The organism is Terribacillus saccharophilus (genome assembly GCF_002272745.1).
Taxonomy (GTDB): Bacteria; Bacillota; Bacilli; order Bacillales; family Amphibacillaceae; genus Terribacillus; species Terribacillus saccharophilus_B.
Genome location: NZ_NPBD01000017.1, coordinates 37684 through 47144 on the forward strand (window position 1 = coordinate 37684; position 9461 = coordinate 47144).

The window sequence follows — 9461 nt, forward strand, 5'->3', positions numbered from 1 at the left end:
TAAAAAAACACCCGCTAGGGTGCTCAGTCAATCTCTTTAATTAACTTCTCGTGAGTATGCCTTAAATTATCACTTAGAGATAGAAACTCGTTTTTTATTTGTTTGGTAATTTGTTTCTCTATACTATTAACATGCGCTACTTTTTCTTTAATAATCTCAATATCATCATTATGATAACGATCATATATATTATGTTCATATTTTTGATATGCCCATTCGCGTAAGTCAGCTAAAGAGTTCTTTAATCTAGTAATTAAAAAACCCGTTTCGTTTACATAATTTTTTGTTACCAACATTTTCTTATAAGAATTTGAATCAACAAATACAAGTTCTTCTCTCAGTTCTACAAATATATCCTGAGATAAATAAGTATATTTATCTGTTATCTGGACACTTAATTTCACTTTGTCAAAATCAAGTAAGAATCTGTTCTTCGAGCCCTCATACTCATGTAAATCTCTATGTACTTTTTTAAGAATATCTGCAGCTTTTTCCAAGCGGTAAATTTTTTTTGGCAGATTATCTTTCTCCCGATTTTTATCTGTATGCCTTATCGTCAAATACACACCCACTAAAGTTATGAGCCCACCAATAATGGCACCTGCAAGTCCAATAAATGCTGAAATATACTCTCTCTCACCTAAATCAAGAACCATAAACATCGCTACTACAGCAGTCATGATAGCAGCAAAACCAATTACAGCAAGTACTGTATAAAAAGTAATGATTACTGCCTTTTTCCAATTCTCTATGACAATCACCCTCCTACGTCCATCTTATCTGAATCGATATCGGTTTTGATACTAAAAAAGCACCTACAAATGTAGATGCTCTTGTAATGATTTTATGTTTTGGAATTGAAAGCCCGAAGGGCATAGGTAGAGAAGCACATGCCGCTCCGTCCTGCCTCCCAGTATAGCATGGACCTCCAAATTTAGCAGTGAAGCTTTTTCTTCTCTTCTAATATCTCGAGTAATATATTTCGTTTATATATTTCATGCCTCATGCTTCCATCCCATTTCCACCATAGTAAATAGAATGGAACTATAACCACCCCAATACCTAAGCCTAAAATAAAGGAATAAATAATACTGCTTAAAATGGGTTGGTCCGAAAAGACGCCCAATAAATTTATAGCACTCTGTGGATTATCTGGGTCAAAAAAGTAACGGGTAAATGCAGATGCGCATACAGCAGCTATAAACGAAAGTAATAAAGAAACTAAACCAGGTGCAGATTCCTTTTTATCAAATGCCTTAACATGATTTTCAATCATACAAATTATTTCATAATAATTGTATTTTTCATCTTTAAAATACTTTTCAAAACTTCTAACGTATTCGTCCAATTGCTTGTTTGCTTCTGCCCTTGCATTAGCATATCTTTTTGCTGTTTTAACTGTAATCATATAATCCCTCCTACCTTTTTATCGGTAAGAGATACAATAAATTAATTATCTTTTTCTACGAACTCGTCTACCAACCCGCTGATAGGTTTCACGTCTTACACCCATCATTTCCTCGACTTCACGCCGCTTACGATCTGTAGCAGCTTGAGCAGCGAACTCCTTATCCGACTGCACATTCAACTTGGCAGCCATAATGTCTCTTATTTTTGCCATCGTCTTTCCCCTTTTATTTTTTAAGCACCACCTTATGCTAAATGCTTGTTTGTTATTGACCGACCCAATTCACCGAGAGGAAAGGCTGAGATTGAGAAGTCAATTCATGATTCAAAGGAAATGCAGAATCAACAATTCAATCCCCGACTGATTTAATCGCAACTAACCGAATAATCGGTGACCAGTCAAGCTGGCCGCGCGCTCCCAACTCCAGATGCTCCCCTCGTTAACCAGGCATCCTTCACAGTCGTGCAAAATCAGGCGAGTACGTCTTGATAAGGGAAAGGCGCTTCTCCCAGAGGACTTTTTGCCCCTGAGAAAATGTTACTTGCTTTACAAAAATAAAAAGGCACCCAGTTTGGCACCTTTTTTGTTTACTTATACGAAAAAAAAACCTTAGCTAAAGATTTCAGAATTTAATTTCTATTTATTCATCGAATTTTGTCGAAAACATTCTTCTTGCTTCTACAAAATAAGACAAAAAAATACGTTTACTTTCAAATATACCAATAATACAATTGTTTGGTATTTAAAATAAATTATGGAAGTAGGTAAGGAAAAATTGAAGAAATTGTCAAGGATTTTGATTTCTGCACTTATTATCGTCTTAGGAATTGGTCTGTTTAACGTAGATTCAGCAGATGCCGCAACATATCAACCAGGTGATATTTTCATTACTGACGCGACAAGTTACGATGGTATAACAGGGCATGTAGCTATTTATCTCGGTGGTGGTGGACTCATGCATACTTCAGGATGGAAAACTGAGCCCTATCCGGAAACTATATCAGTAGACAAATTTAAAAGTAGGTATAAAAATAGAATAAAAGTTATTAGACCTCCAAATGCTAAAGTTGGTCAAAAAGCTGTAGACGCTGCAATGAATTATTTCTATGGGCGGAACATTCCTTACAGCGTCGTTCCTACTGGCGGCTTAACAAATATCAGCAAAACATATTGTAGTGAACTTGTTTGGTACTCATACTACAAAGCAGGTTTAGAATTCAAACAAGCAAATGTAACTTCTCAAGGTAAATTAACATGGTATAGACCAACAGTTTGGATGCCTTATGACTTTCAAAGTGAGCAAGTACTCAAGCACGTTGGCTTTACATGGGTTGATAAGAAATTCTAAAAATAAACAAACCGTATGAAAATGGATTAAGTCCTTTTCATACGGTTTATCTTTTATCGCATCTTATTTTTGACCTATTACTCTACATGATCCCCAGTTTTAGTTGATTCTAGAATAACATCTCCCGATTCATTCTTGTAATAAAAATAAGTTTTCTCGTCGCCTTTGATTTTAACAGAAACCATGTAATTTTTATTGCCGCTTAAATTCGCAACAAAAGGCTCTAGTTCAACTATGTCGCTTTCTTGTTTTCCGCTATCAATTAGATAATCGTGCACGGAGTCCTCAACGCTGTTCTTCTTGAATGAGATATATCCCCATATGGTTGTTGGAATTAATAGTATCACTATTATAATAACAGGTATTATTATTTTCTTTTTCATATCAATGCTCCATCTTAGAATTATTTAATTTACTGTATCGTAATTATATTAGAATGACACTAGCTGATATAATACTCAACAGAGTATATATCATTTTTACCATATTTTCCTTCTTATGAAAACCATATTTTATATATTAAAGTGTTATATGATTAAGAGACTAGTTGCCAATTTATTTAATGCTATCCTTTTTAAATTATAGTATTTATTCTTCTTAATTCTTAATTCTAAGTAGATTTCTATATCCTTAATTTGCTCTGGATTAAGATACTTCATTTCAACTATCTGCCTCTCAATAAAATCCAAAGATCCCTCCAGCGCCCGCTCCACCTGTCGCACCTTAATCTCATTTAGTCGATCCGAATGCCTCAAAGATGGAAACAATCCCACTACGCCTTCCTCTTGCTGCTCTCTCCTATTCTGAATCTGAACCTTCAAGGCCCGATACGCTTTTAGCTCTTTTATTACAATCTGCTGTACTTCTTTTTCATCTATCTCCGGAAGGAGTGTCAGTTGCTTAGCATTCATTTCTTATCCCCCTAACTAAAAAAGGACACCAAACAACGCTAATGCGTCATTCAGTGTCCTCCAGTTTGCTGGTAGAACTATCATTCTTTAATTTCTGAGACATCTTTTCAGCTCGTTCTTTAGCTTCTTTCTCTTTTTGTTTCCTTAGAAATATTTGCAATTCTACCCTAAGCTTATCCATTTCTTTGTCTTTTTTTTCTTGTTCAGTAATTCTATTTTTTACATTTTTGAGATCTGCTTTAAATATATAATATATTACAATACCAAATTGCAATGCACTACTTAATAAGAATATTAATAGATTTATAACTACAAAGGAAGTTATATCCTCAAAGTGTTTGTATAGCGTGCTGCTAAACAATGACAGGAATACATATAAAAAGGAGCTTACGAAAGCATTACCTAGTATTTTTAGTAGTGTTCCAAAATTCTTTTCTGTAAGAACTGCTACAGCTGAGTCAGATTGAGTGCTACCTAATAGAGTATAGATTGTAAAATATATACCTATAAATACTGTAGCAATTGTTACTATTGCTGAATCTTTTGATAAAATCTCTGGCATCCAAGTCTCATTTGTATATTCATGGAATTTTCCGATGAAGCTAGTATCCCAAAAAAGACTAACAGTCCAAGTTGCACTGAATAAGATGACAAGTAACCATGCTAGAAATTTTTCCACAATCATAAATAAAAACTTTTTACCGGTCAGAGTCTTTCCTCCTCCCTATATAAAATTTACCGTAACAATTCAGGTACATATATACCTGGAAAATCTACAGGAACTAATTCATATCCTTGATAAAAATGTCGTCCAAGCCTTTGCCATTGTTGATAATAGCTATCTGATATGGTGTCAGCTATGATCTCATGGGCAGTCAAATCAAGTAAAGGATCATCAAGAATTTCTCTTTTTAGAACGCCCTCATTCTTTAAGTTCACTTTTTCAGGCTTATTGGTATCCGGATTTACATAATCGACATATATAGCTGCATATGCTTCGCTTTCAAAATCTAAATCCTCAAGTATTTGAATTAAGGCCGCAGTATCCATAGTATCGTTGCGATATCTACCTTGACCAAAACTAAAACTAGCAGTACTAGCGTTGTATTCCCTACTTACCCCAAATGCATTGTACTGTAGAGTTTCTATTAATCCCATCTCTTCCTCATCCATATTTGCAATAATATTCCGCATCTCTTCTGATCTAATATTTAAAGTGACTTCAACACTTTTAATTCTGTTAGTCCGTCTAATTTTATTCATGGCATTACTGGTTGAGATTTCAATTACCTCTATACCCCAACTATTTTGCTCATCGTCTCGTGGCAAAAACTTCGATAGATATTCTTCAATGTTATTTGAACGTGCTCCAAAATGATTATATTGTACTACCATTTGAAAACTCCTAGGTATAAAAACAGCAGAGGTCAATTCCACAACATCATCTGTAATGTCATCAATTCTGTCAGTTCTGCGGTTACCTAAAAAAGGTTTTCTTTCTCTATAATCTCCAAAGGTTACCTTACGATCATCAAAGGTGTTGAAATCATTGGGATCAGGCTGTGCCATGTACAATAATGAATACGAACTTTTCCTACCTTCCTTGTACCTGTCTTCTTCATCTAAATCTCTGATTTGATCTATATAATCGCTTATAGAAATATCGGTCTTTAAACCGTTATGTGTAATAAATACATTGTAAAATTGAATCGATATACTCATATTTGAATCTTCCTCCTGATAGTAATTACTTATAAAGTACCACAACTATCAGACTAATATAAGGTAACAATGGAAATATTATCTTAGAAATCTTCCCCCTCCTCAAACCTAACTCTTTTAAGTTTCCCTTGGTGAGTAATAATCTTTGTTTCTCCATGTGCCGGCAACTCAAGGATTTTTGCTTTTCCAGATCCATAAATAATACAGAAAGGAATTCCACCATATTTAGCTGGTATATCCAAGCTCATTGCTCCGTGTCTCAAATTAATGTCTATTTGTTTTAACCTCAACTGAGTTACCTCCTAGATGTTTCATTTTAATACAAATTCCTGCCATATACAAGAACGTATGTTCGTAATATAATTATCACACAAAGGCGGTGATAGTATGGATAAAGGAATGGAAAACTTGGTCCAACAGTACATTTGCATACCATATGCAATAAAGGTGACTAAACTAGATATCATTGAATTCCAAACTCAACCTTTCAAACTTAAAAGATTCCATTTAGCTCGTTTAGATTTAGCCATAGAGAGCCTACAAGCCATGTTTAACGGTGTTCGCGAGGAATTGTACTCAAAGCATCGATTAAACGTAACTGTGGTTCGCAGAGAGGCTGATTACACGACCTTCAAATGGATGTCTCGTCATCAAAGTGAAGAGATTACATATACCTCAGCAGAACTGAAGCAGATTACAACAGATATCCTAATGGAGGTCTTTACGAACCTGCCAGTTCCACAAAATTTGCCGGCATGGTTATAATCATGCCGGTCTTTTTTTAAGCTGCACCAGCAGCTAATAATTGGTCAACTACCGAAAGATAGTCCAGCGGCACTCCATTAGTACTCTTCACGCCATATCCATAAACCTGCATTTCATCGATAGGGATCGATTTCCGTCCGCCTTTCGCTGCCTGCTTTATGTAATGCTGCAGCATCTTATTCGGAATATAGAAGACCTCACGAGTAATTGTCATTTCAACAATCAGGAAACTAATTGCTCCTGCTGATTCTGCCGCTTCAAGATATTTAACTTGAGAATGAGTTACATTACTCAACGGAAAACTCTTCTTCATCTTCACTGACTTTGCTTCAAAGACAATTGAACGACCTTTGTAAGTCCCGTCATAATCAACCGTACTCTTATCAGCAAACACACATACGTACTTACCAGGACCTGCATTGCGTATGATCGTCATAGGGGTTGGTCGTTTATTGATTAACGCCTTACCTTTGGTCTGATATAAGTTGTTTGTATATTCCAGCACGTTCTCGAAATCCATTCAGGTTGGTCTAAGACCACGGTAGCTAAAAAATTAAATATCAAGACAGTCTCCACTTATGCTAACTGGGAATACAGTACTAGAGAGCCCGATAAAGATATGCTTGCTAGAATCGCAGAACTTTATAATGTAACTACAGATTATTTAATTACAGGAAAAGAGGACCCCATTAAAAAACAAGCTGAACAAGCTTATAATGATCCTGATTTCCAATATGCTATGAGAAGCTTGAATGGCATGGACCAGGAAAGCAAGGAAGAGGTGCTCAACTTTATTGAGTACGTCATGCAAAAACAAAAGGGCAGGAAACCCGGACAGCGGCAGCCACGCAATGGCCAAGGCAAGCAGGAGGAATAATATGAATGCTAAAGAAGTGAGAAAAGGTATTGAACAACATGAAAATCGCAGAAATGCGGGAGGATGGTTAGTTCTTCAAATCCTATTCGTATCAGCATTTTCCATGGTTCCAGTTGGGCATTGGATTGCATCTATCATAGTTTTTATTTTCTTAGTGACCATCCACACACTAAGGAAAGCTCGTTTAATTGCTGCATTTATACTTACTATTGCAACTTCGATAGCTATCGCCGGTCTATTCTTCATAGGCACAGGCATTATAGGAGCAGTTATTACTTTCGTTATATCTCTAATCATTTTTGGCGGTTTAAACGGTATGAGCTATGATCACGCTAAAGAAGATTGGCAAGAAAAGGATAGAGGAGTACATAGATAAAGACCACTTGTGGTTTTTATTTTTAGCCAGAAAACGAACATACATTCTCTTTTTTTAGCTAGGGGGCACTTATGGTTTATTATTACTCACATCTTGAAGAAGAGGTTCAGAAGATATACCAAAGACTTGGATTTAGGGAACCAACAGATATAAATATGGTGGAAATACCTCGATACTTTGATATCTGGATTGATTACTGGCCTGGAGAAAGTAGAAATATAAATATTAAGGGGTTAAGAACAATATTCTTACAGGAGGGCATGACATTGGAAGAGGTCTGGACAACCTTTGCTCATGAGCTAAGGCATACATTAAAACACGTCGGAGATCAGAATAGAATGCATTATTTGTTCAGAGAGTATCAAGAAATGGATGCTAACCGGTTCATGTATCACTTTTGTATGCCAAGTTTCATGCTATTACAAATTGATCCCTTGCCAACATTTAAAGAGACAATCTTTTATTTAGCTAATCTCTTTAAAGTGGATTATAAGTTTGCAGAAAAAAGATACATAGATTTTTTAAATAAAAAAAAGGCGCACTTATTTGCTTATTGCTAGAAAGGAGATACAATATGGCAACATATAGACCCATAAGACCTGGATATTTCGAATTTTGTATCGAATTAGGATATAATTCACTCGGAAGACGTTTGAGAAAATATAGAACCCTGCCTTGTAAAGGTGAACGAGAAGCAAAGAAAATAGCTGCTCGTCTGGAAGTTGAATTTTCAGATGAGAATTATTTTGATAATGATAATATTAAGTTCGGTACCCTTTATGAAAACTGGAAGAAGGAATATGCGCCTGCTACTCTTGATCCGCTTACCCAAGAGGGATATGAATATGTCTTTGAGGCTCACATATTACCTCAATTTAAAAAGGCTACTGTAAAGGATATAAAAGCGAGAGATATCATTCGTTTCTTAGATGAAGGTATAAAACGCGGTGATGGGCAATATGGAATCGAGAGACGACATAGATGTATACGCAGCATCTTTAAATATGCTGTTAAGTACGACTACATTAGTAAAGACGTGTCACTTGATGTTCCTAAGCCTAAGATTCGGCCCCGTAAAAAAGAGGTTTATGATTCTGAGGAAATTGCTTATATCTTTGACTTGCTTGAGAAAAATAACGTGAATAAGCGCCAGAAACTAATGATTACTTTAGCCTTAACTGGGGGGCTGCGGCGTGGTGAAGTAATGGGCATCGATATGGATGAAGATATTGACTTTGAGAATAATTGTATCTACATTAGCCGCTCTGTACAGTACACAAAACAACACGGGCTTCGTATTAAGTCCACTAAGAATGAGGAAGAACGTACAGTCACTTTTGATGAGATAACAATGAAAGAAATTCACGAATACCGCAGAGAACGTAAGAAAGAAATAATGCAAATTCGTGATGAGTACAAGGGATATAGAGACGTTAATGGCAAGGTAGTGAATCTACTATTCGCTCATATTGATGGAACACCTTACGCACCCCATACAGTTTCTCAATTCTGGCGGAGGATAGTTAACAAATATGAATTGAAAAAGATTTCCTTCCATGACCTCCGCCACTCCTCGGCTACTTATTTACTGAGCAAAGGTTTTAACATGAAGGCTATCCAAGAGCGGTTGGGTCACAAGGATTACAAGACTACAATGAACACTTACGCTCATGTTACAAAGAAGATGGAGAAGGATACAGGAAACGCATTTTTGGACGTCCGCGCACACAAATCTTGAGTTTGGTCGGTTGTATGGTCGGTTGCTTGCTCCAATGCACCACCTTGATTATAAAAGAACACATGAAAAAACCCCAGAAACACTGAGTTTCCGGGGTTTTTCTTTTAAGCTTCCTAGCGGACTTGAACCGCTGACCCCCACCTTACCATGGTGGTGCTCTACCGACTGAGCTAAGGAAGCAATGGCTCCACAGGCAGGATTCGAACCTGCGACCGATCGGTTAACAGCCGATAGCTCTACCACTGAGCTACTGTGGAAAAGTAATAAATATGTATACAAAAAAAGAACTGCCTGGCAGTGTCCTACTCTCACGGGG

The 9461-nt window shown here is 36.4% G+C and carries 15 protein-coding genes and 2 tRNA genes; 6 read left to right on the top strand and 11 right to left on the bottom strand.

From position 1 onward, the window contains the following. Positions 1-23: 23 nt before the first annotated feature. The 3 genes from CHH58_RS16095 to CHH58_RS18500 all read right to left on the bottom strand — a co-directional run bounded on the left by CHH58_RS16095 (position 24) and on the right by CHH58_RS18500 (position 1621). Positions 24-761 (bottom strand): hypothetical protein, encoded by a 738-nt coding sequence (locus tag CHH58_RS16095; protein ID WP_095262834.1) that lies wholly within the window; start codon positions 759-761, stop codon positions 24-26. Between the two features lie 173 nt (positions 762-934). Next, positions 935-1408, bottom strand: coding sequence for a hypothetical protein (locus CHH58_RS16100; protein WP_095262835.1), 474 nt, complete (start codon positions 1406-1408; stop codon positions 935-937). Between the two features lie 45 nt (positions 1409-1453). Further along, the gene (locus CHH58_RS18500; RefSeq protein ID WP_170937668.1) at positions 1454-1621 is read right to left on the bottom strand and encodes a hypothetical protein; all 168 of its coding nucleotides are present in this window, start codon (positions 1619-1621) and stop codon (positions 1454-1456) included. 541 nt (positions 1622-2162) lie between these two features. Here CHH58_RS18500 and CHH58_RS16105 point away from each other — a divergent pair. Beyond that, complete coding sequence (locus tag CHH58_RS16105; RefSeq protein ID WP_095262836.1) at positions 2163-2756, top strand: hypothetical protein; 594 nt, start codon at positions 2163-2165, stop codon at positions 2754-2756. A gap of 77 nt (positions 2757-2833) precedes the next feature. Here CHH58_RS16105 and CHH58_RS16110 read toward each other — a convergent pair whose 3' ends face one another. The 5 genes from CHH58_RS16110 to CHH58_RS16130 form a co-directional block, all read right to left on the bottom strand. After that, on the bottom strand, positions 2834-3139 hold the full coding sequence (locus CHH58_RS16110; RefSeq protein ID WP_095262837.1) for a hypothetical protein: 306 nt from the start codon (positions 3137-3139) through the stop codon (positions 2834-2836). A 144-nt stretch (positions 3140-3283) separates the two neighbouring features. Then, positions 3284-3667, bottom strand: a complete 384-nt coding sequence (locus CHH58_RS16115) for an ArpU family phage packaging/lysis transcriptional regulator (protein ID WP_095262838.1) — start codon at positions 3665-3667, stop codon at positions 3284-3286. A gap of 46 nt (positions 3668-3713) precedes the next feature. After that, positions 3714-4352 (bottom strand): hypothetical protein, encoded by a 639-nt coding sequence (locus CHH58_RS16120; protein ID WP_095262839.1) that lies wholly within the window; start codon positions 4350-4352, stop codon positions 3714-3716. 50 nt (positions 4353-4402) lie between these two features. Beyond that, entirely contained in the window at positions 4403-5389 is a 987-nt protein-coding gene (locus CHH58_RS16125; protein ID WP_095262840.1) for a DUF6731 family protein, read from the bottom strand. Positions 5390-5472: 83 nt separating this feature from the next. After that, positions 5473-5679: an XtrA/YqaO family protein gene (locus CHH58_RS16130; protein ID WP_095262841.1), complete on the bottom strand. Its 207-nt coding sequence runs from the start codon at positions 5677-5679 to the stop codon at positions 5473-5475. Between the two features lie 97 nt (positions 5680-5776). Between CHH58_RS16130 and CHH58_RS16135 the strand changes: the two genes are divergently transcribed. Beyond that, entirely contained in the window at positions 5777-6154 is a 378-nt protein-coding gene (locus tag CHH58_RS16135) for a hypothetical protein (protein WP_095262842.1), read from the top strand. Positions 6155-6170: 16 nt separating this feature from the next. Here the strand turns inward: CHH58_RS16135 and CHH58_RS16140 are convergent, their stop codons facing one another. Then, positions 6171-6674: a Holliday junction resolvase RecU gene (locus tag CHH58_RS16140; RefSeq protein ID WP_095262843.1), complete on the bottom strand. Its 504-nt coding sequence runs from the start codon at positions 6672-6674 to the stop codon at positions 6171-6173. Between CHH58_RS16140 and CHH58_RS16145 the strand changes: the two genes are divergently transcribed. The 4 genes from CHH58_RS16145 (at position 6669) to CHH58_RS16160 (ending at position 9145) form a co-directional block, all read left to right on the top strand. After that, a complete protein-coding gene (locus CHH58_RS16145; protein WP_283162825.1) occupies positions 6669-7031 on the top strand; it encodes a helix-turn-helix domain-containing protein in 363 nt (120 codons plus the stop codon). The genes CHH58_RS16140 and CHH58_RS16145 overlap by 6 nt on opposite strands. Before the next feature lies 1 nt (position 7032). Next, positions 7033-7407 (top strand): hypothetical protein, encoded by a 375-nt coding sequence (locus CHH58_RS16150; RefSeq protein WP_095262845.1) that lies wholly within the window; start codon positions 7033-7035, stop codon positions 7405-7407. A 71-nt stretch (positions 7408-7478) separates the two neighbouring features. Further along, positions 7479-7967, top strand: a complete 489-nt coding sequence (locus tag CHH58_RS16155; RefSeq protein ID WP_095262846.1) for an ImmA/IrrE family metallo-endopeptidase — start codon at positions 7479-7481, stop codon at positions 7965-7967. 14 nt (positions 7968-7981) lie between these two features. Further along, positions 7982-9145, top strand: a complete 1164-nt coding sequence (locus tag CHH58_RS16160; protein ID WP_095262847.1) for a tyrosine-type recombinase/integrase — start codon at positions 7982-7984, stop codon at positions 9143-9145. 107 nt (positions 9146-9252) lie between these two features. Here CHH58_RS16160 and CHH58_RS16165 read toward each other — a convergent pair. Both CHH58_RS16165 and CHH58_RS16170 read right to left on the bottom strand, forming a co-directional pair. After that, positions 9253-9325 (bottom strand) — tRNA-Thr (locus tag CHH58_RS16165). A 2-nt stretch (positions 9326-9327) separates the two neighbouring features. After that, positions 9328-9402, bottom strand: a tRNA-Asn gene (locus CHH58_RS16170). Positions 9403-9461: the final 59 nt, after the last annotated feature.